Annotated in this window: 23 protein-coding genes; 11 read left to right on the top strand and 12 right to left on the bottom strand. The window is 60.2% G+C overall.

Annotated elements, in window-relative coordinates:
- Positions 1-333 precede the first annotated feature (333 nt).
- The 7 genes from EOB36_RS27230 to EOB36_RS27200 all read left to right on the top strand — a co-directional run bounded on the left by EOB36_RS27230 (position 334) and on the right by EOB36_RS27200 (position 4,139).
- Entirely contained in the window at positions 334-579 is a 246-nt protein-coding gene (locus EOB36_RS27230; protein WP_245467906.1) for a DUF3606 domain-containing protein, read from the top strand.
- Positions 580-604: 25 nt separating this feature from the next.
- A complete protein-coding gene (locus EOB36_RS27225; protein WP_095486762.1) occupies positions 605-787 on the top strand; it encodes a hypothetical protein in 183 nt (60 codons plus the stop codon).
- 20 nt (positions 788-807) lie between these two features.
- Complete coding sequence (locus tag EOB36_RS27220) at positions 808-1,530, top strand: Crp/Fnr family transcriptional regulator (protein ID WP_128241025.1); 723 nt, start codon at positions 808-810, stop codon at positions 1,528-1,530.
- Between the two features lie 138 nt (positions 1,531-1,668).
- Entirely contained in the window at positions 1,669-1,872 is a 204-nt protein-coding gene (locus EOB36_RS27215) for a hypothetical protein (RefSeq protein ID WP_128286101.1), read from the top strand.
- Positions 1,873-2,188: 316 nt separating this feature from the next.
- Positions 2,189-2,872 (top strand): hypothetical protein, encoded by a 684-nt coding sequence (locus EOB36_RS27210; RefSeq protein ID WP_206072982.1) that lies wholly within the window; start codon positions 2,189-2,191, stop codon positions 2,870-2,872.
- Entirely contained in the window at positions 2,869-3,264 is a 396-nt protein-coding gene (locus EOB36_RS27205) for a phage holin family protein (protein WP_095486764.1), read from the top strand. The genes EOB36_RS27210 and EOB36_RS27205 overlap by 4 nt, the downstream gene beginning before the upstream one ends.
- A complete protein-coding gene (locus EOB36_RS27200) occupies positions 3,261-4,139 on the top strand; it encodes a hypothetical protein (RefSeq protein ID WP_128241024.1) in 879 nt (292 codons plus the stop codon). The genes EOB36_RS27205 and EOB36_RS27200 overlap by 4 nt, the downstream gene beginning before the upstream one ends.
- 41 nt (positions 4,140-4,180) lie before the next feature.
- Here the strand turns inward: EOB36_RS27200 and EOB36_RS27195 are convergent, their stop codons facing one another.
- A complete protein-coding gene (locus EOB36_RS27195; RefSeq protein ID WP_095486909.1) occupies positions 4,181-4,399 on the bottom strand; it encodes a KTSC domain-containing protein in 219 nt (72 codons plus the stop codon).
- Between the two features lie 277 nt (positions 4,400-4,676).
- Here EOB36_RS27195 and EOB36_RS27190 point away from each other — a divergent pair, with 277 nt between their 5' ends.
- Positions 4,677-5,099, top strand: coding sequence for a YidB family protein (locus tag EOB36_RS27190; RefSeq protein ID WP_128286100.1), 423 nt, complete (start codon positions 4,677-4,679; stop codon positions 5,097-5,099).
- Between the two features lie 96 nt (positions 5,100-5,195).
- Here the strand turns inward: EOB36_RS27190 and EOB36_RS27185 are convergent, their stop codons facing one another.
- The 4 genes from EOB36_RS27185 to EOB36_RS27170 form a co-directional block, all read right to left on the bottom strand.
- Complete coding sequence (locus tag EOB36_RS27185) at positions 5,196-5,417, bottom strand: hypothetical protein (RefSeq protein WP_091591673.1); 222 nt, start codon at positions 5,415-5,417, stop codon at positions 5,196-5,198.
- 170 nt (positions 5,418-5,587) lie between these two features.
- On the bottom strand, positions 5,588-5,782 hold the full coding sequence (locus tag EOB36_RS27180) for a hypothetical protein (protein WP_128286099.1): 195 nt from the start codon (positions 5,780-5,782) through the stop codon (positions 5,588-5,590).
- A 227-nt stretch (positions 5,783-6,009) separates the two neighbouring features.
- Positions 6,010-6,636, bottom strand: a complete 627-nt coding sequence (locus tag EOB36_RS27175) for a hypothetical protein (RefSeq protein ID WP_126106622.1) — start codon at positions 6,634-6,636, stop codon at positions 6,010-6,012.
- Positions 6,637-7,246: 610 nt separating this feature from the next.
- A complete protein-coding gene (locus tag EOB36_RS27170) occupies positions 7,247-7,486 on the bottom strand; it encodes a hypothetical protein (RefSeq protein WP_126106621.1) in 240 nt (79 codons plus the stop codon).
- Between the two features lie 462 nt (positions 7,487-7,948).
- On the opposite strand from EOB36_RS27170, the gene EOB36_RS27165 reads away from it, so the two are divergent.
- The 3 genes from EOB36_RS27165 (at position 7,949) to EOB36_RS27155 (ending at position 14,292) form a co-directional block, all read left to right on the top strand.
- The gene (locus EOB36_RS27165) at positions 7,949-10,096 is read left to right on the top strand and encodes a mechanosensitive ion channel family protein (protein ID WP_245467905.1); all 2,148 of its coding nucleotides are present in this window, start codon (positions 7,949-7,951) and stop codon (positions 10,094-10,096) included.
- A gap of 447 nt (positions 10,097-10,543) precedes the next feature.
- Positions 10,544-12,877, top strand: coding sequence for an arylsulfatase (locus EOB36_RS27160; RefSeq protein WP_126106620.1), 2,334 nt, complete (start codon positions 10,544-10,546; stop codon positions 12,875-12,877).
- A 233-nt stretch (positions 12,878-13,110) separates the two neighbouring features.
- Positions 13,111-14,292: a hypothetical protein gene (locus tag EOB36_RS27155; RefSeq protein ID WP_126106619.1), complete on the top strand. Its 1,182-nt coding sequence runs from the start codon at positions 13,111-13,113 to the stop codon at positions 14,290-14,292.
- An 83-nt stretch (positions 14,293-14,375) separates the two neighbouring features.
- On the opposite strand, the gene EOB36_RS27150 is transcribed toward EOB36_RS27155, so the two are convergent.
- From EOB36_RS27150 to EOB36_RS27120, 7 genes are all read right to left on the bottom strand, one after another.
- Positions 14,376-14,717, bottom strand: coding sequence for a DUF1622 domain-containing protein (locus EOB36_RS27150; protein WP_126106618.1), 342 nt, complete (start codon positions 14,715-14,717; stop codon positions 14,376-14,378).
- Positions 14,717-15,634, bottom strand: a complete 918-nt coding sequence (locus EOB36_RS27145) for a formylglycine-generating enzyme family protein (RefSeq protein ID WP_126107494.1) — start codon at positions 15,632-15,634, stop codon at positions 14,717-14,719. The genes EOB36_RS27150 and EOB36_RS27145 overlap by 1 nt, the downstream gene beginning before the upstream one ends.
- 240 nt (positions 15,635-15,874) lie before the next feature.
- Positions 15,875-17,356, bottom strand: coding sequence for an arylsulfatase (locus EOB36_RS27140; RefSeq protein WP_095486770.1), 1,482 nt, complete (start codon positions 17,354-17,356; stop codon positions 15,875-15,877).
- 57 nt (positions 17,357-17,413) lie between these two features.
- The gene (locus EOB36_RS27135) at positions 17,414-17,857 is read right to left on the bottom strand and encodes a DUF202 domain-containing protein (RefSeq protein ID WP_126106617.1); all 444 of its coding nucleotides are present in this window, start codon (positions 17,855-17,857) and stop codon (positions 17,414-17,416) included.
- Positions 17,858-17,929: 72 nt separating this feature from the next.
- Entirely contained in the window at positions 17,930-18,340 is a 411-nt protein-coding gene (locus EOB36_RS27130) for a hypothetical protein (protein ID WP_095486772.1), read from the bottom strand.
- 85 nt (positions 18,341-18,425) lie between these two features.
- The gene (locus EOB36_RS27125) at positions 18,426-20,798 is read right to left on the bottom strand and encodes an arylsulfatase (protein WP_128286098.1); all 2,373 of its coding nucleotides are present in this window, start codon (positions 20,796-20,798) and stop codon (positions 18,426-18,428) included.
- 254 nt (positions 20,799-21,052) lie between these two features.
- Positions 21,053-22,039, bottom strand: a complete 987-nt coding sequence (locus EOB36_RS27120) for a DUF2950 domain-containing protein (RefSeq protein WP_245467904.1) — start codon at positions 22,037-22,039, stop codon at positions 21,053-21,055.
- Positions 22,040-22,182: the final 143 nt, after the last annotated feature.

Genomic DNA, 22,182 nt, shown 5'->3' with positions numbered 1-22,182 from the left:
GAAAGCCAGGCTCCATCGCCTCCTGACAGTTGAAGCTGGGCGAAATCGCGGACCCTGCACATGGCTAATTACCCGAACTCACCCCAGGCAATTACTCGTGCAGACGCAACTCAAAACTTGCGGCTCATAACGATCTGCGAGCGGCAGCTGTCGAACTTGCTCGTGAATCCAGTCGTCACCTTGGGGCGGCTTGGCTACCAGGTAGGCATCGGCGGAATGAACTCGAGCCGGCCGGCGCGGCACTCACAGGTTTGCCCACCTGATCGACTCTGGGTCGGCGGTATATATTAGCTAGACGGAACATAGCGTGATTCTAATGGAAGGCGGCAACAAATGTTGCTGATCCGCGTTGCGCTTGATCTGAAGGCCAGCCAGGGAGGAAATCAAAATGGCCGAGGACAAGTGCAAATAGAGGTTCTGGGGCGGAAACCGCGCGTCGCGGGTGACGAAAAATATGAGTTCTGCTATTTCGCCACTAAGTTCGGCCTCTCAATACCGCAGGATCCGCGACCTTTTGGCAAGCACGGTAATGGTCGCGAGACCCTGTGTCGGGAGGCTGGGAGGCTCGGAACGCCGTGACTCAAAAAAGAACGATTCTCGAACAATGACCAACCTTTCACAACTAGGGCCGCCCATTACAGGCAAGCTACATAGCGAAGAGGTCGAGCATGAGAGCGATCATTTCTATCTGGGTTCGACGGGCGGCAAAGTTGTAGATGCTCGGGACCTGCGGCAGGTCATCTGGCACGACCAGCCGAGGCACGAGTCGCTGGAACTCAATTCCTGATCTAGTCAAAAGGGGCCGCGATGTTCGGCAAAGACCTCTTGGTTCGCATGCTCGACCGCCGCGACACCCTGCCGCCAGACGAGATCGCGCTTATTGAGGCTCTTCCGGTCCGGCCGGTAACTTTCAGACCCGATGAGGAGGTCGTCAGGGAGGGTTCCCGCCCGGCCGAAAGCTGTCTTGTCGCGAATGGTTTCGCAGTTCGAAACCAGGCTATTCGGGATAAGCGTCAAATAACGGCAATTCACGTGCCGGGAGACTTTGTCGATCTTCATAGTTTACTGCTAAAAGTGATGGATCACAGCGTGAGCGCCCTGGGCTCGTGCGATGTAGTTTTCATTCGACACAAAGACCTGCTCGCAGCAATGGGTGAAAGTCCACATCTCACCCGGATGCTCTGGCTTTCAACCACTATCGATGCCTCGATCCAACGAACTTGGATAACCTGCCTCGGGCGTCGCTCCGCCAAACAGCATCTCGCACATGTAATTTGCGAGTTGTATGTCCGCTTAGAAATAGTTGGATTGGCCTCTGACCAGACGTTCGCGATTCCACTGACGCAAGCGGAATTGGGCGACGTGCTTGGGTTATCAGTAGTTCACGTGAATCGGACGCTACAGGAACTTCGAGCGAACGACCTGCTTAGCTGGAAAGACAGGAGGATTGTTATCCTGGATTTCCAGCGATTGGCGTTGCTGGCCGACTTTGATGCGACCTACCTAAATCTCTTTCATGAACCGCGGTGACCGCCTCGGCCGGGACGCGCCAGCGCGCCAATGCGGCATCAAGATTTCTTGCCAATTAAACAATGTGAATGAGCCCTCGCTCCGGATCGATTACTGCTTGGTTCAATAGGCACAGATGACGACCAAGAAGGATTGCACATGCGTGACCTCGAAAACCTCATCGAACAGTATGTAAATATTCGGAGGCGGCGCCATAGTTTCATATCGACGGGGCTCGCCGTTAAGGCGCTCAAACAGGTTGTTCCGGCATGTTCGATCTCTGATTCCGACCTAGCGAACATGATTGCTGATCGTGCAATAGACTACAACCTTCCGGTGCGCTTTGATCTTAATGCGAGCTAGGCGTGGTGCTTCATTATACTAGCCTGACCATAAGCGCTTGAAGCACATGCGCAGAGGCGCGGACCAATGTCCGCACGGCCGCCTGGGTCCGCGTCTTGGCACACCGCGTGTGCGAACTTCCCAAAGAAAGTTCACCAAGCTCACCGGTTAGTGCGATGTTGCTAATTTAGCTTGAAGTGATGGAACCTGTTTGCCGCAGGCAAGTTCGTTAGGCAGTGGAGGAGATTGCCACCATGAACAGTGTCATTTATCTCATCGGCCTTGTCGTTGTCGTGCTTGCGATCCTCTCCTTCCTCGGATTCCATTAGGAGATACCATGCAGCGCGAAGACGATCAGGGCCGTAAGCCGGCCGATTTCGAAACAGCCAAAAGCGAACTGTCCGAACGGTTCCAGCAGGAAACGCAGACCGCGACAGAGGCGCTACATGACGCTCGCGATGAACTCACCAGGAAGGCGGGCGATTACGCTTCGGAAGCGAAGCAGGAATTATTCAACAAGGCCGAGGGAACACAGCGCGATATCAGCTCCAACCTAAAAGCTTTTAGCGGAGCGTTGCGAGCGGCAAGCGAGCATCTGGCCAATAATGATCAACGGACCGCTTCGAAGCTCACCCTTGATGCCGCCGGCGGACTTGAACGCCTTTCATCCTCGTTGAAGGACAAACCATTCGAAGATGTTCTTGGCGAGATGCGGTCGTTCGGCCGCGAAAACTCAGGGGCGCTGATCGCCGGTTCAGTATTGGCAGGCTTGGCGCTGGGACGGTTTATCAAGAGCTCGCCGCCCACTGCCCCGACCGAAACACAGACACGATCGCAAACAGGCGGGGGTTCAGAAACGGTTTCGAACTCGGATGAGAACGGAACGCGGTCGGCAGACGCATCTGAAGCGACGCCGCCCCGTTTCAACCAGCCAAGAGACGACAGGGCCGGCGATGACTTGGCCGGCGACGACTTGGCCGGCGACGACTGGGCTGGCGCAAGCCTGGAGCAGAACCCATGACCAACAATCAGGAAAGTCGCGGCCTCGCAACCCTCGTCAGCGATCTGGCACAGCAGGTCACAACCCTGCTTCAAACCGAAAGTAGGCTGTTGCGGGCCGAAATTTCGGAAAAAATTAGCAAGGCCGGCGCAGGCGCCGCCGAGGTTCTGGGCGGCGCGATATGCCTTCTCGCGGCCTTGATAGTGCTTTTGCAAGCACTCGTAATCGCCCTGGCGAGTGCCGGCTTGGGAGCGGGATGGTCCTCGCTGCTGGTCGGGATCGTCGTCGCGATACTGGGAATCATTCTCTTGCGCTCTGGCACGAAAAGCATGGCTCCTTCCGAGCTGACGCCCGATCGCACACAAGACCAACTCAAGCGCGACGCGCGCGTGATCAAGGATCAAATCAGATGAGCGACAAATCCGCAGCCGAGCTTGAACGCGATGCCGACATCGCCCGGGCGAAAGTAGCAGACACCGCCGATTCGATCCGCAGCAAGATGACACCGGGTCAATTGATCGACGAATTTACCGGAATGTTCGCCGGCGAAGGATCCGCCATGCTTGGCAACCTCAAGTCGCAAGTCAGGGACAACCCGTTGCCGCTGACGTTGATTGGAGCCGGCCTGGCCTGGCTGATGCTCGGCAACGGTACGTCAGCGTCTAGTTCAGCTGCCGCCGCTTATCGGACAGGAACGGCTCCTGACGCTTTCTCCGACCTGCGCGGCGATGATTTCAGCCAGGGCAACGAAGGGTCCGGAATCGGGGCGATGATCTCCGATACCGCCGGTTCGGTTACATCAGCTGCAAGCGGCGCGGCCGAAGCTGCAACAAATGCTGTGACGGGTGCCAAGGAGAGGATGACAACAACCGCCGGCCAGCTCGGCTCAAGCGCCAGCGAGATAGCGGCTCGGACGCGCCAATCGGCACAGGACCTCTTCGAGCGCGAACCGCTGGCTATCGCCGCAGTCGGCCTTGCGCTGGGCACTGCTATCGGGGTGATGCTGCCCCACACAGCCACAGAGGACGAGCAACTTGGCGCCTACCGCGACAAAATTCGCGACAGTGCGGAAGAGGTTCTCGAAACGGGCCTGGAGCAAGCAAAGCAAGTTGCCGCCGAGGCCTACGAAACGGTCAAGGAAGAGGCCGACCGGCAAGGCTCGGGTGGAGATGCCGACACGCTAGCAGGCAAGGTCGGCAAAGTTCTGGAATCGACCGCAAAGCGAACCGAGGAAGCCATTCGCGATCGTTTGCCGGGGTCGTCGGACGAGTCTTCTACCACCTCATAGCGTCGCCACCAGCCTGAATGACGGGCGTGGTCCATAGGACGTCATCCGGCATCATCGCCGGTCGCAACCACACGATACCGGAAGTGATTGCGGATGTGGTCGTTGAAATAGCGGCCCTTGGCAAAGGCGGCTTTGAACGCGGCGAAGGTATCCGGCGGCACTTCCTCAAATTGGTAGCATTTACCGCTGGCCACGAACCACACCGAAAGGACTTTGCGCTCCGGATCGTATTCCGTTTTGCGTATCGAGGTGGACGGCATGACGGCGGCTCGATCAAAGGCATTCAACGATCGGAGAACCCGTCGAGTTCCTCGTTGGGAGGATTGGCGCAAGCTCAAGCGCGCGAACCGATCGAGACGATTGGCATCACGGATCGTCCATCAGTCTGCGCGGGGCGCGCGTGCTGGAGTCCCGCCAGAAGCCGACCGCGAAGCCGCAATCGCTCGGCTCACCGAACGGTAAATCAGCCCAGTAGCAATACAGTGGAACCTTTCAAAGCCGCATGCCTTGTCCCTTCTTCATGGAAGGAGATGCGAAATGAGCCTTGACATAGGAAAAGTCGCCATAGCCTTGCTCGGCCTGCTTGCCTACAAGAATAGGGACAAGATCGGGGAGTTAATCGCAGGTAGGAACTCGACAGATCCCAAAAGCGCGGGCTCCCCCGGCGGCCTCGGCGATATACTGGACCGTCTCAGGAATGCGGGTGCGGGCGATCAGGTTGATTCTTGGGTCGGCAAAGGATCAAATCGCCCCGTTCAGCGCGACCAGGTTGAGAAAGAGATCGACCCGCAAACGTTGAGCGATCTCGCGGAGCAAACGGGATTGTCCCGCGAGGAACTTCTCGATCGGCTCACAATAGAACTGCCCGACGCGGTGGACAAGCTTACTCCCGACGGCCAGATGCCTGTGAGCAATGGTCCGAATCTCCTCGACGAGGTACCAGAACCTAGTCGCACCTAGCGCGAAAAACGCCCGCGCCCCCAGGGAGAGGTCGCGGGCTGATCGGAGGGGAGACCATACCCCCCGGCTGCCCTTCATGTCGACGGGCCGGATGGTTCAACCCGTGCGAACTCCGTCAGCGCTGGTGGGATCGATCTTCGTCAACCGCGATCTGGCCTCAATTACGCGCTGTTGCGCAGCCCGTATCCTGCTGCACAGCGCGATATTGATGCCGACACCGCAGTCATCATCCAGCATCTCGTTCGCACGTTCAAGGGAGCGCTCGGCCCGATTAAGCCGCTGTCGGGCTCGCGCCAGTTCCATATCTAAAAGTTCCATTATTCCGATTCCATTGCGGTCCCTTCGATTGGTAAACCGCTCGTGGTCGCCGTTGGTTCCGGCTGTTCGCGAGCGTGCAGCCCAGACGTTGATGTGGTTGGCACAGTTCTGGAGCGAGAGTGGTGGCGCCGGTGGCCTGAAGGTCGCGACGAATGAAACGCCGGCCCAGTTCAACCCGCGCGACGTCCTTCAAAGCTGGGGGGATCGATCTTCACCAAGCGGTCTGCGGCCTCGACCGCAGTTCGTAGCCTGTTGCGCAGCGCGAGGTTCTCGGCCAGCATTTCTTCAGTGCGTTGAAGCGCGAGCTCGGTCCGGTGGATGCGCTGCCTGGCATTGGCAACTTCCGATGTCAAAATGTCGACCACTGTCCCGTGGCCCTGGGGTTCCAAAGTGTCCATGGATTTCTAACACATGGGGGCCGATATCGTTCCCTAGCCAGTGACAAGTGCACTTCGGCCTGCTTCGCCGGCCGCTGCGATTGCGGGGCGATCGGCAACGACGTCCTGCAGAAGAGCCGGACGTTCACATCCCCCTCATGATGAAGGACAGCGCTCCTTCGCAACCGGCGAGTAGCATCGCGACTAGTTCCCAGTTAATCCGGTAGATCATCGATCGTCTGCCGACATATCCGCGCCATTGCCTGGACAACCGCCAAGGCTGCCATTGTGCGTTTGGTCCTGCCTCCGTTGCGATAGTTGCCGTTCCGCTTGCCTTCAGGTGCGCCACCGCCCGCACCATGCATGCGACAGACTACGCTGCCCCTCACCGCTGGCGGCCGACACTGGCAACCTGTCCGCTTCGATCGAGCATGACACCGAGGCGCTAGGTTCATGAGGTTGACGTTATTTTTTTCCGTCACCCTGCCCCCATGCGAGACGTTGCCGACAATAGCTTGGCCGCCTTCGTTCACCGTGACGTGCTTCACCGTGACGTGCTGCTGGCCGCCCGTGCGGTATTTCTTTAGGGCTTCCACCTGGGCCGCGAATGTCCTGGTGAGCTTGTTGAAAGCACGTTCGGCGCTGTCTTGCTGCGGGATAGTTTCGCAGTGAGCAAGGCGGCGGGCGAACGTCATTGTCGCCATACGCACCGCAGCCATCTGCGATGCCAGCATAGCTTCGATCTGATCCTGCGGTTCAATGCCTTTCACAATCGAGGCAACGAAGGCCGTGCCCTTATCGTCTGGCGTTTTACCGTGGCTGCCGACACACGCATGGCCCACAAATCCAGCTCGGTTCAGATAGGAGTAACTAAGAGGCTGCCGCGATACAAGGACAGTGTTTCAACAATTGCGGTTCGTACGCAATTAAGCCCAGACACGTATCGGGCAGCAAGTCTTCAGCCGCCCACACAACAGGAAGCAAACAATGAAAACTCGATACATGACCCAATAACTCCGCGTGACAGCCTGGTGCCAGGTCAGCTTGTCGATATGGCCCCACGGGGCATCGGGCCAATCAGGCTGGCCGAAGAACATCTGAACGATGGCATAAACACGCTGTTAACGTCGTTGGCAGCTGACAGGATGTCGGCCACAGTACGAAAGTGTACTGTGCCGCCCGATGTCAGTCGAGGAGGCGGAAATGAATTTGCTTCGGACGGCGCTTTTTTGCACGGCCTTGATCGCCTTGGCAATGCCGGCCGTTCGCGCAGAGGATCAGCCTGTTCCGCCAAACGGCGAAGCAGCGCCTGAGCAGCCGCCAGTTCATTGCGAGGGGCAAAACTGCCTCCCACCAGCCGACGACCCTGTCGAGGAATGCAAGGGGCAAGATTGCACGCCGGCTCCGCCGGTTGACCCAGGTCCGCAGATTGAACAGGTCGACTGAACAGCATCAGCCGAACACCCCGACTACGAAGGTGATCGCGGATCCGTGGAGAAGGTTGGATTTCAGGTCCTCTCCCTCCGCCAGAGCGCCGCCGGCCGGAGGCGTCCAGGTCGGCCATTCCGCCATGCGGCCGACGCGCACGATTCCGGCCCATCGTGGCTGACCATGCGGCTTGCGTGGCTGAAGATTTGCGGAACGCTGGAAACGCGGTTTTGCAGCAGTGGCCTTCTTTTCATCGACCAGCAAGAAGTGCTTCCGTCCTCGCGTCGGGACTGAGATCGAATGCGACGGAGTTCTCATCCTCGTCACCTTCCGACTTGTCGCGCTCAGGTGACGTTGAGACATAGCCTCTCTGCGCGGAAGGTAACTTACTGTATTGGAGAATTCGAAAGTCAGTCCTCGATGTGAACCCCGCTTTTTCAGCAAGCCACGCAAGTAGCTCGACGTCCGTCGAAGCAGGTATCCTCACCGAACCTGTTCTCGGCTGTTCTTCACCAGATCGAGCGCATTTTTGTGCAGCTAGGCAGGCTCGCGATCATCCTCGATCTTGCTTCCTGCTTCGCCAGAAACGTCCCTGGCAATCACGTGGTAGATCGGATCGCACAGAACCGGCGATCTTTTGATCGACATAGCTGCCTTACCCAGCCGACCACGTAACTTACATTCCCCCACTGCCCTCCCCGCGGTAACCTCAAGCGGGAGAGCGACATGAGAGCGATCAGGACATCCCGGGTAAAGTCGCCATTTTTGGCGGCATGCTTCATGGCGGCGCTGGCGTTGGTGTGGTTGGCAGCAATGAGCAGCGCCTCGATGGCGCAGGCGCAGCAAAACTCGACGGTTTCGGCGGCCGATGAAAAATTTCAGACGTTCATCAGGATGCTTGATGATCCCGATATCCGCGCGCGGCTGGAGGCCGTAGCCGCGCCACCGGCGGCGGAAAGTCCGGGCGCGCGGGCCGCCTCGCAGATCACCGTGTGGGAAAGCACCATTCGCCATCATCTCACGGCAATGCGCAGCGCGTTTCCGCGCATCCCGGGCGAGGCCGCGAAGGCCGTCCAGATCGTAAGGACGGAGATCAACAACCACGGATTCGCGACGGTCCTTCTTCTTTTCGGGTCGCTGCTCGCATTGGGCTTCGGGGCGGAATGGCTGTTCAGGCGCGCGATAGGTGGAGTGAAGCAATCCGCCACGGCAGCCGAGCGTGAAGAGCGCGGCGCCGTTAATTGGCTGTCGGAACTTGCGCCGCTTGTTGTGTTCACCCTCGTCAGCGCCGGGGTTTTCCTGGCGTTCGAATGGCCGGCGCTGCTGCGCCTCGCTGTCATGACGTATTTGGTCGCCTTCATCGTTGTCCGCGCGGTGATGGCACTCGCCAGAATACTGCTCGCCCCGACCGCTGGAGCCGTTTCGGCAGAACAGGGAACACCCCTCAGGCTGATCCAGGCGAGCGATGCCGAAGCGCATTTCTGGTACCGGCGGGTGGCGATCTTCGCCGGCTATCTGATGGCCGGCGAGGCGACCGTCAGCCTGCTTCCTGCCTTGGGCTTCTCGCAGGACGTGAAAAGCTTGATCACCTATTTGCTGGGGATCGGACTGCTGGTCCTGGCCGTCGAAATGGTCTGGCGTCGTCCGGGCCGTTCGGCCACGACACAGGGCATAAGCCCCAAGGAGTGGCTGCTCACTATTTACCTGGTTGTCCTGTGGGGGTTTTGGGTCGCCGGCCTCACCGGCCTTTTGTGGCTCAGCATCTATGCCCTGTTGCTGCCGAGAGCATTGTCCATTGCCGGTCAGGCAGCGCTGAAGCTCGCGGAGGGGCGAGATGGTCTGACCTCAGCCAGTCCGATCCGGACCGTGCTGATCGTTCGAGGGGTTCGTTCGCTGGTGATCCTGCTGGCGGTTTTGTGGCTAGGCCTGGTATGGAGCCTGAACCCAAGCGTGTTGGCCGAAGGTAACACCGCCATACCCCGGATCGTGCGCGGCCTGCTGCATGGTGTCGTTATCCTGCTGGTCGCCGACCTCATCTGGCAGTTGGCGAAGGCCCATATCGGCCGGACACTGGAACTGGCCGCGGTCGACGATACAGTCAGCGCTGACGAGGTGGCACGGCGAAGCCGGCTGAGGACCTTGCTGCCGATCTTCCGCAACATGCTTGCCGTCCTGGTCGGCGTCGTGGCTGTTCTCACGGTGCTGTCGGGGCTTGGCGTGCACATTGCGCCGCTCATCGCCGGCGCAGGTATATTCGGGGTTGCCATCGGTTTCGGCTCGCAGACCCTGGTCAAGGATGTGTTGAGCGGCGTCTTCTTCATGCTCGACGATGCGTTCCGGGTCGGCGAGTACATCCAGAGCGGCAGCTACAAGGGAACCGTCGAATCCTTCAGCCTGCGCTCGGTCAAGCTGCGCCATCACCGCGGCCCGGTGTTCACGGTTCCGTTCGGGGACCTCGGCGCGGTGCAGAACATGAGCCGCGACTGGGTCATCGACAAGTTCCTGATCCGCGTGCCGTTCGACACGGATGTCAAAAAGGTGAAGAAGCTGCTGAACGTCATCGGGGCGGAGCTGCTCCAGGACCCCGAACTGGCGCCGCAGATCATCGAGACCGTGAAGATGAAGGGTGTCGAGCAGTTCGGCGACTTCGGCATGGAACTGAGCTTCGCCTTCATGGCCAAGCCCGGTCACCAGTCCGTCGTCAGGCGAAGCGCCTACACCATGATCCAGCAGGCCTTCGCGGAAAACGGCATCAATTTTGCCCAGCCGACGGTCCAGGTCGGCAGCGACGAGAAACAGGCCGCCGCGGCCGCGGCCAACGTGATTTCGCTTGCCCAGCAGAGGGCCGTACAGGCCGCACAGGGTGGTGAATAGGAAGCGGCGATCATCAGACGGCGCTTGGTATTTGGAGTAATGGCAGTGTCCGAAGCGATGCATCCCTTAGCACCCCCGCGCGATCGAGATCGCCAGGTTGGCGGGCTCGACCGGCGCCAGGTCAGGCGCAGGTTCGAGGAGTGCTTCAGTGCGTCCCGCATGGTCGATGACTACGAGGCGATCTACGCATCGGTTGCTGCAGGCATGTGCGAACCCAAGACGCCCCGCGGATCGTGACGCGGTAGTCCAATAGCTAATTTGCCCCTTAGGCGGGAGAAGCAGCATGACAAGCAGTAGACGATCATTCGTACGACAAGCGCTGGCGCGCGGCATTGCCGCGGCCTCGTCGACGGGCTCTTCGCATTCTTCGCGGTGCTGCTCCGAGCGCTCTGACGCGGAGGCAAAGATCTGGGCGGGATTACAACCGACTGACAACGGGAGAAGATCATGACCAAGAAACCATTCAACGGCGTCATCAAGCTCGATGTTCGTGATTCCAAACCGGATTGGGGGCCATTCACGCTGCCCAGGGCGCCGGAAGGTTCCCCGAATGTTCTAATCGTCCTCTACGACGACACCGGTCTCGCGGCTTGGTCGCCCTTTGGAGGCGGCATCAACATGCCGACGCTCCAGAAGCTTGCCGACAACGGCCTGATGTATTCGCAGTGGCACACGACGGCGCTCTGCTCGCCGACCCGCTCGACATTCCTAACTGGGCGCAACCACCACCTCAACGGATGCTCCTGCATCACGGAAGGAGCGCAGGGCTTTCCAGGGTGGAGCGGCCGCCTCCCGGCGGAATGCGCGACGATCGGCCAGGTCCTTCAGGATGCCGGCTGGAGCACCTATTGGCTGGGCAAGAACCACAACGTGCCTGAGCAGGATATCGCCTCCGGCGCGAGCCGCTCCGAATGGCCGTTGCAGAAGGGCTTCGACCGCTACTACGGCTTCATCGGCGGCGAAACCAACCAGTGGTACCCTGACCTCATCGAGGACAACAAGTTCATCGACCAACCCTATGGACCCGAAGACGGCTATCACCTGTCCAAGGATCTGGTCGACCACGCATTGCATATGATCCGCGACCAGAAGGCCTCGAACCCGTCGAAGCCGTGGTTCATGTGGCTCTGCCCCGGCGCCAACCACGCGCCGCACCATGCGCCCGAGGAGTACATCGACAAATACAAGGGCAAGTTCGACGAAGGCTACGAGGCCTATCGGGAATGGGTGCTGCCGCGCATGATTGCGAAGGGCCTTTTACCCAAGGACACCAAGCTTACGCCGATCAACCCGCTGCCGGCGGACGTGGCCAATCCGGGCGACGCCGTGCGCCCGTGGGACTCGCTCAATGCCGAGGAGAAGAAGCTGTTCGCCCGCATGATGGAAGTCTATGCCGGTTTCTCGGAATACACGGACGCGCAGGTCGGCAGGCTGATCGACTATCTCGAGCAGAGCGGCCAGCTGGAGAACACGATCGTCTTCTACTGCTCCGACAATGGCGCCTCGGGCGAAGGCAGCCCAAGTGGCTCGGTCAATGAAAACAAGTTCTTCAACGGCTATCCAGACGAGTTGTCGGAGAACCTCAAGTATCTCAAGGTGCTGGGCAGCACCGACACATATGGCCATTATCCGACAGGTTGGGCAGCAGCAACGTCGACTCCATTCCAGATGTTCAAGCGCTACTCGGAATATGCCGGCGGCACCTGCTGCCCGATGGTGATCTCCTGGCCGAAGGGCATCAAAGCCAAGGGAGAGGTGCGCAACCAGTATCACCACTCGACCGATATCGTACCGACAATCCTAGACGTTTGCGGACTGGAGATGCCCAAGACCTACCGGGGCGTCGAGCAGTACCCGCTCTCCGGCGTCTCGATGCGCTACAGCTTCAGCGCCGAGCCCGACGGCAAGACGACGAAAAAACGCCAGTACTACGCCATGCTCGGGACCCGCGGCATGTGGGAGGACGGCTGGAAGGCCGCTGCCCTTCACGTGCCACTGACCGGCAAGGGTCATTTCGACAAGGACGAATGGGAACTCTACCACGTCGACGCGGACCGCTCCGAATCGACCAACCTTGCAAAGAAGCATCCCGAGAAACTCAAGGCGCTCATTGAAACCTGGTTCGACGAGGCCGAGAAGAACAAGGTGCTTCCGCTCGACGACCGCAGCGCCACTGAGTTGCTCAACGTCGAGCGGCCGACGGAGGAACCTCCGCGCGAGCGCTACATCTACTATACCGGGACGTCGCCGGTGCCGGAGGGTGTCGCCGCCAACGTCCGTGGCCGATCCTACAAGATCGTCGCCGACGTCGAGATCGTCGACAAGGATTGTTCTGGCGTCATCTTCGCCCACGGCTCGCGCTTCGGCGGTCATGCACTCTTCGTCAAGGACAGCAAGCTCCACTACGTCTACAATTTCCTCGGCATCAAGCCGGAGCAGGCGTTCGTGTCGGAGAGCGAGCTCAAGCCGGGCAAGTACACGCTCGGAATGGAGTTCATCCGCGACAAAGCCGGCAAGCACGGGGAGTCGCTCGGCAAGACGACGCTCTATGTCAATGAGAAGATCGAGGCGCAGGGTGATATGCGTACCCAACCCGGCAAGTTCACCCTGTCCGGCGATGGGCTTTGCGTCGGACGGGACAGCGGCGATGCGGTTAGCGAAGACTATAAGACCCCGGGGGAGTTCAAGGGAGGCAGTATCCTGTTCGTCGGCGTCACTGTCGAAAAGGGCCAGTACCTCGATCTGGAGAAGCTGGCGGCAGCGGCCTTCGCCGTCGACTGACGTTGACCGCGGAAGGGAGGCCGAAGGAACCGTCCGGCGGCCTCTCCCTGCGCCTTCCGAGCCGATGAGATCGCGGGAGAAGGTCGATCGGACCAGGAATTGGACGAACGGAAATCAGATCAGCTTAAACTCTCGCTGGGATCGATGAACTAATTCCCCTGGAGCCGTAAAGCCAACCGGGAACATCTCGATGCTGATGAGCCGAGCTGTCGGGATCGGGAGCAGATGTGCGCATGCAAATGAACGAAGCTCTGCACGCAAACGAAGTACTGTTTGAGAATGGTCCGCCTGTCGGGCTCCAGCGACGTCTGGGCCTCGTCAGGGGTAGTCAACTGAATGTTGGCCGCCGGGCGATGATCGTCGGTGCGGTAGGCTGGGCGCCCCTTCTCGTTTTAGCCGGCATTCAAAATGTGACTATGCACACCGGCGGAATTACGCCGCTCCTTTGGGATGCGGGTATGCACGCGCGGTACCTGATCGCCGCACCACTACTCGTCTTGGCCGAAGCGCTGTGCGCACCAAGGCTCAATGCGATCGTACGGCACTTTGCTGACGCCGGGCTTGTAACCAATCGGGACCGTGGGACATATGACGCTGCCGTCGCATCGACCCGAGCGCAGCTCAATTCGCGCGCCGCAGAAATTATCGCAATCGCTCTGGCCTATCTCCTCATGTCTGCGGCGGTTTTTTCGCTGCCGTTCGATCAGATTCCGATTTGGCACAAGACCGGCGGCTCCGCGCCTGCCTTCTCGCCAGCCGGCTGGTGGCACGTGCTGGTGAGTCTCCCTTTGCTCCTGACCTTGCTCCTTGGCTGGACGTGGAGGCTTGCTCTGTGGGCGCATCTTCTGTGGCGGATCGCCCGGCTCGACCTCCGCCTCTTGGCATCCCATCCGGATGGCGCAGCGGGCCTTGCCGTGCTGGGATATTCTCTGCGGGCATTTTCCCTCTTAGCGATGGCGCTTGCCGCGATCGTTGCGGGCCGTTCGGCGAATATTGTCTTTGTCGACGGGGCGCTGCCGAGAGACCACACGATCTTCAGTGCCGGTCTCCTGGTGGTGGTCGGCGCCTTGTTCGCCGCGCCATTATTCTTTTTTACGCCGATGCTGATGAGGGCGTTGCAGCGCGGCTCATTCGAATACGGCGCTCTTGCCACCCAGGTCGGGGCGGCATTCGAAGAGAAATGGCTTGGGCGCGACAGACCTGTCGATAAGTCCGCGCTCGAGAAGCCAGACTTCTCGGCGACTACCGATTTGTACGCGATCGTCGCAAATGTCTACGCGCTGCGCTTGGTCCCGATCGACCTCAAAAGCATCGCCATGCTCGCCATCGCATTGCTGCTCCCGTTCGTTCCGGTCGTATTCCTGGCGCTACCCATGGCGGAAATCTTGGCAGGACTGAAGGGACTGCTTTTCTAGAGCTAGAATGACAATCGCGACCAGGGTGGATACGGATTCCGCATCTCAGCATCCAGATTCTGCTTGCCTTGCAATAGCTCCTGTCAGGTTGGCTGAGTTGTCCGCACCTCGACCAAATCCCGCTCGAGGAAGTAGTTAAGGAACGTTCGGATCACGGCAATTGCCGCCAGTCGTCCAATGTCATCCCAGCCCGGTGCAATCGAAGTTTCAATAATATCGGCCGCAAGCTGGAAGGTCAGGCCGGCAACCAGCCAGCGAGCATAGCGCAGCCAGACAACGCGTCCCTCGGTTGCTCCCGAAGGGACTAACATCGTTCGAAGCGCGCCGACGAATGCCTCGATTGTTCCGTATACGATTGCAATGAGGGCGATTGCATCGATAAGCAGGACGGCATACCCGGTAACGACGGCAAATGCCTGTTCCATCACTCCCCCGAGCGTGAACGAACGATGCAGCGCAAGCCGAGATGGCAGGTCGAAGTATCAACCGGCTGCGACATGCGCGCTGCAGGCCGATACCGCCGACAGTAATTGGGTGCACATAGAAAAGAGCCGCCCTTGGTTACCTTGCGTGGGATCGTGATCTCAGGGGTGTGGGGGTCAAAGCTGGCTTCGCGCTGGCCACCCCGCGGATTGTCGATCGTACAGCACGGGCTGTCGATCCGCGAGTGCTCCTGATACCAGTCCGTAGTCCACTGCCAGACATTTCCCGCCATATCGTGGAGCCCGTAACCGTTGGCCGGGAACGAACCGACCGGAGCCGTCCACTCGTAGCCATCCTCGTTGCGATTTTCGTAGGGAAACTCGCCTTGCCAGGTGTTGGCCAGGTGCTTGCCACCTGGCGTCAGTTCGTCACCCCAGACATATTCGGCGCCGTCGAGTCCACCGCGGGCTGCGAACTCCCATTCGGCTTCGGTCGGCAGCTCCTTGCCCGCCCATTTCGCATAGGCTTCGGCATCCTCGAACGCAACATGGACCACTGGGTGGTCGCCCAGCTTCTTGATGGAGCTCGCTGGGCCGCGCGGATGGCGCCAATTGGCGCCGCCTACATATACCCACCAGTTGTAGGAGTTCCGTATGTCGACCTTCTGAGGCGGCTTCTTGAACATGGAGGACGACGGCACCAGGAGTTCCGGTATCGCTCCGGGGTAGTCTGCGGGATCTGCCGGACGTTCAGCCAGCGTCACATAGCTGGTCTCTGCTACGAAACGCTCGAACTCGCGGTTGGTTACGGTATGGCGATCCATCCAGAAGCCACCCACCTTGACGCGGTGCGCCGGCGCCTCTTCCGGGTAATGCTCGTCCGAGCCCATCAAAAAAGTGCCACCGGGGATCCACAGCATGCCTTCGAAAGGCGGCACGCCGATGTGTCGGTCGCGCGTGGTCAGATCAACAGAGTCATTCACAACATAGCACCTTTTGTGTCGTCCCAGCTACCGAAGGCGATCATAGGCAACGCCATGGCGCTCTGTCATGGCGGTTAGCCACTCCTTCATCGCGTTCTCGCAAGTATATTTTTGTCAGTCCTAATCGCTCGGCAGTCAATGCCGGGTGGCGGGATGCCCGCCGCCCGGCCAACGGCGCTAGTGTCCGCCTCCGCCTGTGGCGGTCACCGCTTCCATCACATGGTCGAGATTGAAGCTTCCTGGCTTCTGGCGCGGCGGGAACTCGCGGAAACTCTGCAGCCATTGTCCCACGAAGGCGCCCGCGGGTGCGATCATAAACATGTGCTCGGCGAACCAGCGGCCATAGTCCATGCCGATCTGATGCGCGAGTTCAAAGGGGTCCATCCGTAGATTGGTCAACATCGGTGCACGCAGCGCCACGAAGGGCTCCTGCCAAACGTGCAGGCCGTGCGCGTCTTGCCGCAGGAAGGTAGCCTTCCAGTTGCCGTAACGCAGGGCGGCGACGCTGCCGTCATCGGTCCAATAGATGAACTCCTTGCGCGGCCATTTGGCCTCGCCCTTCAATGCGGGCATGAGGTTGTAGCCGTCGAGGTGGACCTTGTAGTCCCGGTCCATGGCCTTGTGACCTTTCAGGAGTTTCTCCTTGACGTCAGGCTCGCCAGCCGCGGCCAGGATGGTCGTGAGCATGTCCTCATGCGAACCGACATCGTTGATGACCGTGCCGGGTTCGATCACGCCGGGCCAGCGAATGGCGCACGGCACCCGATAGCCGCCTTCCCAATTGGTGTTCTTTTCACCCCGGAACATCGTCGTGCCACCGTCGGGCCAGGAGAAGGACTCCGAGCCGTTGTCGGTGGAGTACATTACAATGGTGTTCTCATCGAGACCCAGTTCCTTGAGCTTGGCCAGCATCTCGCCGACCTGACGGTCGTGCTCGACCATGCCATCGGCATAGATGCCGAGCCCCGTCCTTCCCTGCACCTCCTTCTTGAGGTGCGTGAAGATATGCATCTTGGTGGAATTCCACCAGAGGAAGAACGGCTTGTCCGCTTTTTTGGCGCGCTCCATAAAGTCGATCGCCTTGGCGGATACCTCTTCGTCGAAGGTCTCCATGCGTTTCTTGGTCAGCGGACCCGTGTCTGTGAGGCGGCCGTCGGCGAAGCTGTGAATGACGCCGCGCGGACCAAAGTTCTTCTTGAAATTCGGAAACTCCGATTCCTTCGGATAGTCGGGGTTTTCCGGCTCTTCCTCTGCATTCAGGTGGTAGAGGTTGCCGAAGAACTCGTCGAAACCGTGGTTCGAAGGCAACATCTCGTCACGGTCGCCGAGGTGGTTCTTGCCGAACTGCCCGGTCATGTAGCCGTGGTTCTTGAGCAGGCCGGCGATCGTCGGATCTTCCTTCTTCATGCCCTCGGGCGCTCCCGGCAGGCCGACCTTGGTGAGGCCGGAGCGGATGGGCGACTGCCCGGTGATAAATGCCGCACGACCTGCGGTGCAGCTCTGCTGCCCATACCAGTCGGTGAACAGCGCTCCCTCCTTGGCGATGCTGTCGATGTTGGGCGTCTTGTAGCCCATCATGCCCTGGTTGTAGGCGCTGACATTGAACTGGCCGATGTCGTCGCCCCAGATGATGAGAACGTTCGGTTTCTTGTCTGCCATTTTCGTCTCCTCCCTATGTTTTCGTATTGCCGCTCGGATGCTGCGCCATCCTTGGCTTCAGACCAACCGGAACAGCACGGCGATGAAAGTGAAAATGCCGATGAGCAACAGAACGATCGTGACGGCAAAGAGCGGCGTCTTGTGCGGGTCCTCGTCCACTCCGGCGAGCTGAGCGAACTGTTTGCTCCACAGATAACGAAGTAGCGATCGGTATTGCCACAGCGAGACAGCAAGCGCACCCACGCCGGCGAGGATGAGCGCAAGGCCGAGAACGCGCGGCGACTGCGGGCGCAGCGCCGGGGCGACGCCTTGCATGTCCTGAAAACGCTCGAAGAACTGGACGATCGTGAAGCCGAAGCCGATAAGCGAGACGGACGTTCGCACCCAAGACATCAGCGTGCGCTCGACGCTGAGACGCGTACGCAGCCAAGAGAAATGACTGTCCGATGTCACATGGACTTCAAATCTTGGCGGGTTCTCATCCGCGGGCTGGCTCACCATTCTGATCCCCTTGAATCCCTATTCATCGACATTGTTTCAGCGTACGAAATTGGCCCCAAGGCTTTTGATCATTCACGATTTTGGTCCGAGACGAGCGCTGCTCCACCAGCGCGCGATGCGCGCCGCCGGGCCCCGGATCAGGAGATAGGGAACGAAGGCGAGAACAATCGCCACGACCACAGCTTCAAACGGATAGAAGGTGCCCAGTTGCATGATTTGATAGACGGCATCCAGGATCACGGCGAGCACCATAACCTTGCCCGTCGATCTGACCCCTTCGACAAGGCGCGCGCGGCGCTCGTCAGGCTTTGACAGGACGGTCCAGAAATAAGGCGAGCGCCCGTCGCGCGCATCCTTGATGCCGTCACGTATCCCGAACAAAGTCGCCATCACCGGCTGAAGAAGGAATCTGAGTGCCAGGGGCCCACTCGGCCTTGCGACGAGGTCTTCCCAAAAACGTTGCAGAATGTCTTCGATTGCCATTCGTGCTCATTTCCTCTTTGCGAAGACGGTTGCCTAGAACGGGCGACGCCGTTGCCGGCGCCGCCCGCCCGTAACACGACGCCCCTTACTGCCGCGCCATCGCGACGCGGAGGGCCTCCTCGGGCGACACCTGGTGGTCGGGGTGATTGGCATCGTCCCCGATCGCGAGCTGGATGCCGCGGACGGTGCCGTTGAACTCGTTGTCCTGCGGCCCGTAATCGGGCGAGACCGGCGCGCCGGTATCGCAGCCGACATCGGTGCCGTCATCGGCGGAGAACACCATCGCCGCGGTCGCCTCGACCTTGCCTTCGCCGACCTGCTTGCCGTCGACGAAGAGCGTGACCACGCCGCCCTTGCCGAGGCCGCCGCCAGCATAGGCGAACTCCATGCGGACCTGGTGCGAGCCTTCGGGGATCTTCTCCTTCGATTCGGCGAAGAAGTGCTTCACGCCGATCAGGTTGTAGCAATATTTCAGCTTACCGCCCTTCACGTAGAGCGACCAACCGCCAATATTGCCACCCTGGGCAACGATGACTCCCTCGGCGCCGCCTTCGGGCACGTCGATCTCGGCCGACACCGAGTGCGACTTGTTCTTGATGCTGATGACGGAATTCTCCGACAACCGCCCCATCCCGCCGAACAGGATCTGGGTGTTGCCGCGGATCAGCACCGGGCGGCCGGCGAGGTCGGGGTTGAAGCGCTCTGCTGTGCGGTCGTCGAGCGGCAGCACGTTGTAGCGCGTCGCCTCGATAAGCCAGAGCCGTTGCAGGTCGCGCAGCTTGTCCGGCATCTTCTTGGCGAGGTTCTTCGCCTGGCTCCAGTCTTCGTTCGTGTCGTAGAGTTCCCAGGTATCGTCGTCCCACGCCGGGATGTCTTCGCCGACCAGGATCCACGGCGTCTTGTGCCGCGTTACGGCGGTCCAACCCTTGTGGTAGATACCGCGATTGCCGAACATCTCGAAATACTGAGTCTCGCGGCGCTCGGCCGCCTTCGCGTCGTTCATCGAATAGACCATGCTGACGCCTTCGATCGGCGCCTGCTGCACGCCCTCAACGAAGGTCGGGTGCGGCAGCCCGGCTGCCTCGAGGATGGTCGGCGCGACATCGATCACGTGATGGAATTGCGAGCGAACCTCGCCGTTGGCCTTGATGCCTTTCGGCCAGCTCACGATCGTGCCGTTGCGTGTGCCGCCCCAATGCGAGGCGACCTGCTTGGTCCACTGATAGGGCGTGTTCATCGCATGCGCCCAGCCGACCGCGAAGTGGTTGTAGGATTCCGGCCCGCCCAGTTTGTCGAGTCGCTCCATCAGGAATTCCGGCGTCTCAAGCGCCGCGAGGCCGTTGAAGTTAGCCATCTCATTGTAGGCGCCGATCAGCGTGCCTTCCGCCGATGCGCCGTTGTCGCCGATGATGTAGTAGATCAGCGTGTCGTCGGCCAGCTTCAGCCGGTCGAGCGTGTCGAAGAGCCGTCCGACATGATGATCGGCGTATTCGAGGAAGCCGGCATAGACCTCCATCTGGCGCCGCAGCACGGGCTTCATCTTCTCGTCCATGCTGTCCCAGGAGGGAATCTGTTCGTGCCGAGCGGTCAGCTCGCAATCCTCGGGGATGACACCCAGCTTCTTCTGGCGCGCGAAGGTCTCCTTGCGCAGTTCGTCCCAGCCCTTGTCGAACTTGCCCTTGTACTTGTCGGCCCATTCCATCGGCACATGGTGCGGCGCGTGGGTAGCGCCTGGCGCGAAGTAGATGAAGAAGGGCTTGTCGGGCATCAGCGCGCTCTGCTGGCTGATCCACCCGATCGCTTTGTCGGTCATATCCTCCATGAAGTGATAGCCCTCTTCGGGCGTCTTCTTCACTTCGACCGGCATCGTCCCTTCATAGAGCGACGGATACCACTGGTGCGCCTCGCCGCCGATGAATCCGTAGAAATATTCAAAGCCGCCGCCGCCGGTCGGCCATGCGGTGAACGGCCCGGCCGGGCTGGTCTCCCAGACAGGGACTTCGTGGCATTTACCGAACTGTGCGGTCGCGTAGCCGTTCAGCTTCAGAGTCTTCGCGACGGGAGCCATGGTATTCGGCAGAACCGAGGAATAGCCCGGTGAGCCGGTTGCGGCTTCCGTTATGCAGCCCATGCCGACCGAGTGATGGTTGCGGCCGGTGAGCAGGGCCTGGCGCGTCGGCGAGCACAGCGCGGTCGTGTGAAAGCGATTGTATTTCAGGCCGCGCTTCGCGAGGCGCTCAGCGTTCGGTGTGTTGCAGGGGCCACCAAAAGCGCTCGACGCGCCAAACCCAGCATCATCGATCAAGATTACGATGACATTGGGCGCGCCCTTGGGCGGCCGCAATTGCTCGATCGGCGGAAATTTGGTGTCGGGATCCTTGGCGTCGTAGGTGATGAGGCCCGTTCGCGGCCGCGACGGAATCGGTAGGACGCTGCGGTTGATCTTGTCTTCGCTCATCGTGACCTCCCATTCGGAGGCGCTCTTGCCACATATCTTTGACGGGCGCCCTTCGTAAGGTTTGCCTATTGCCGCTCGGAGCGGAAGGTAATTAACGGTAACCTACGGGCAGAATTCGCTCGGCCAGCGCAAGAGTCAGTCTCTGAGGTGAGCCCGGCTTTCCTCAATGACCCAAGGAAGAACTCCACGTCCTGCGAACGCGCAAACCGCAACGAGACCTCTTGCTGCGTGTTCTTCACTAGAACGCTTTTCTTTCAGTCGGCCACGACCTGCCAGGTATCGTCCGGGTTGAAGCGGTCGATGTATTTGACGATCTGCTCGGTGGTTGGGCCGAGGTCGGTCTCGTAGACGACGCCGTGCTGGTTGACGGCGAAGGTTTTCACGCCGGTTTCGCCGTATTTGGCAGGCCAGGCGATGAGGCCGAAGCCGGCGATCATGTTGCCGTTTATGACGTAGTCGTAGGCACCGCCGGCGATATGGTCGCCCTGGCCGGTCAGGACCTTGTACTTGTAGCCGAAATAGCCTTCGCCCTTGGCCGCGTCCTCGAGCTCGGCCTCACTAACGGCGTCACCGGCCGGACTCTCGCCGTTGATGTCGTCGGTCGGCCAGTAGAGCCCGTCGGTCGCGCCTTCAGAGCTTATCAGTTTCTGCGCGAACTCTTCCACGCCATCCCCGTCGCGGTCCTGCGATGCATAGTCCTCCTGCCCGTCGACGTAGGCGCGCATCGTCTCGATCGCGGTGAGCTCGTTCTCGCCGACATACCGGTTCACGATCTCTTCGAGCCCGGCATAGGTGTCGAAAGCCCACTTGCCGTCCTCGCCCTTGACGATCGGAAAAGGCAGCGGCCACAGCTTGTCGCCGATCTGCAGCGTGCGGCGGTCGCCCTCGCCATCGAGGACAAGCTGCTTGGCCACACCCTCCTTGATCGCCGCCAGCGTCTCGTCCGAGTTCTTGTCGGCCTTCAGCTTTTCCGCATCGAGGCCGAGAAGGGCCGCAACAGCACCGTTGCCGGCGTCGTTCACCGCCTTCTTGAACGCCTCGACAGCCGCTTCCGGCGTGTCGAAGACGGGCGGCTCGGCGGCGGCCGCAAACGCAGTGATCTCCGGCGCTTGCGGCGCGTCCTGCGCGGATGCCGGCTGCGAGACAGCGATGCCGGCTGCAAGCACCACGGCACAGACTGAGCGGAGAAGGATGGTATGCAAAAGTCCCGCGTGACGGGTGGTGCTGAACATCTGTATCATGATCCTGTCCTCCCGTTCCGTTAACGCCGGCGTCCGCCACTGGGGCGCTTGATCTGCTTGTGGCCGCCGCCACGGCTGCCGCCGCCCATCGATTGGTGGCCGCGGTTGGAGCTTACCTTGGTCGCCTTGCCGCGATCGACGTT

Origin of the sequence: Mesorhizobium sp. M6A.T.Cr.TU.017.01.1.1 (genome assembly GCF_004023115.1) — a bacterium.
GTDB lineage: Bacteria > Pseudomonadota > Alphaproteobacteria > Rhizobiales > Rhizobiaceae > Mesorhizobium > Mesorhizobium mediterraneum.
The sequence above is the reverse complement of the archived record's forward strand: the minus strand, read 5'-3'. Positions and strand labels throughout refer to the sequence as shown.

Bases quoted from the DNA above. Each gene is read 5' to 3' on its own strand.
- EOB36_RS27185 (WP_091591673.1), bottom strand. From the start codon at position 5,417: ATGGAACTTTTAGATATGGAACTGGCGCGAGCCCGACAGCGGCTTAAT.
- EOB36_RS27215 (WP_128286101.1), top strand. From the start codon at position 1,669: ATGCGTGACCTCGAAAACCTCATCGAACAGTATGTAAATATTCGGAGG.
- EOB36_RS27220 (WP_128241025.1), top strand. From the start codon at position 808: ATGTTCGGCAAAGACCTCTTGGTTCGCATGCTCGACCGCCGCGACACC.
- EOB36_RS27130 (WP_095486772.1), bottom strand. From the start codon at position 18,340: ATGGCAATCGAAGACATTCTGCAACGTTTTTGGGAAGACCTCGTCGCA.
- EOB36_RS27145 (WP_126107494.1), bottom strand. From the start codon at position 15,634: ATGCTGTGGATCCCCGGTGGCACTTTTTTGATGGGCTCGGACGAGCAT.
- EOB36_RS27230 (WP_245467906.1), top strand. From the start codon at position 334: ATGTTGCTGATCCGCGTTGCGCTTGATCTGAAGGCCAGCCAGGGAGGA.
- EOB36_RS27205 (WP_095486764.1), top strand. From the start codon at position 2,869: ATGACCAACAATCAGGAAAGTCGCGGCCTCGCAACCCTCGTCAGCGAT.
- EOB36_RS27195 (WP_095486909.1), bottom strand. From the start codon at position 4,399: ATGCCGTCCACCTCGATACGCAAAACGGAATACGATCCGGAGCGCAAA.
- EOB36_RS27160 (WP_126106620.1), top strand. From the start codon at position 10,544: ATGACCAAGAAACCATTCAACGGCGTCATCAAGCTCGATGTTCGTGAT.
- EOB36_RS27165 (WP_245467905.1), top strand. From the start codon at position 7,949: ATGAGAGCGATCAGGACATCCCGGGTAAAGTCGCCATTTTTGGCGGCA.
- EOB36_RS27135 (WP_126106617.1), bottom strand. From the start codon at position 17,857: ATGGTGAGCCAGCCCGCGGATGAGAACCCGCCAAGATTTGAAGTCCAT.
- EOB36_RS27155 (WP_126106619.1), top strand. From the start codon at position 13,111: ATGCAAATGAACGAAGCTCTGCACGCAAACGAAGTACTGTTTGAGAAT.
- EOB36_RS27150 (WP_126106618.1), bottom strand. From the start codon at position 14,717: ATGGAACAGGCATTTGCCGTCGTTACCGGGTATGCCGTCCTGCTTATC.
- EOB36_RS27125 (WP_128286098.1), bottom strand. From the start codon at position 20,798: ATGAGCGAAGACAAGATCAACCGCAGCGTCCTACCGATTCCGTCGCGG.
- EOB36_RS27225 (WP_095486762.1), top strand. From the start codon at position 605: ATGACCAACCTTTCACAACTAGGGCCGCCCATTACAGGCAAGCTACAT.
- EOB36_RS27200 (WP_128241024.1), top strand. From the start codon at position 3,261: ATGAGCGACAAATCCGCAGCCGAGCTTGAACGCGATGCCGACATCGCC.
- EOB36_RS27190 (WP_128286100.1), top strand. From the start codon at position 4,677: ATGAGCCTTGACATAGGAAAAGTCGCCATAGCCTTGCTCGGCCTGCTT.
- EOB36_RS27210 (WP_206072982.1), top strand. From the start codon at position 2,189: ATGCAGCGCGAAGACGATCAGGGCCGTAAGCCGGCCGATTTCGAAACA.
- EOB36_RS27140 (WP_095486770.1), bottom strand. From the start codon at position 17,356: ATGGCAGACAAGAAACCGAACGTTCTCATCATCTGGGGCGACGACATC.
- EOB36_RS27120 (WP_245467904.1), bottom strand. From the start codon at position 22,039: ATGATACAGATGTTCAGCACCACCCGTCACGCGGGACTTTTGCATACC.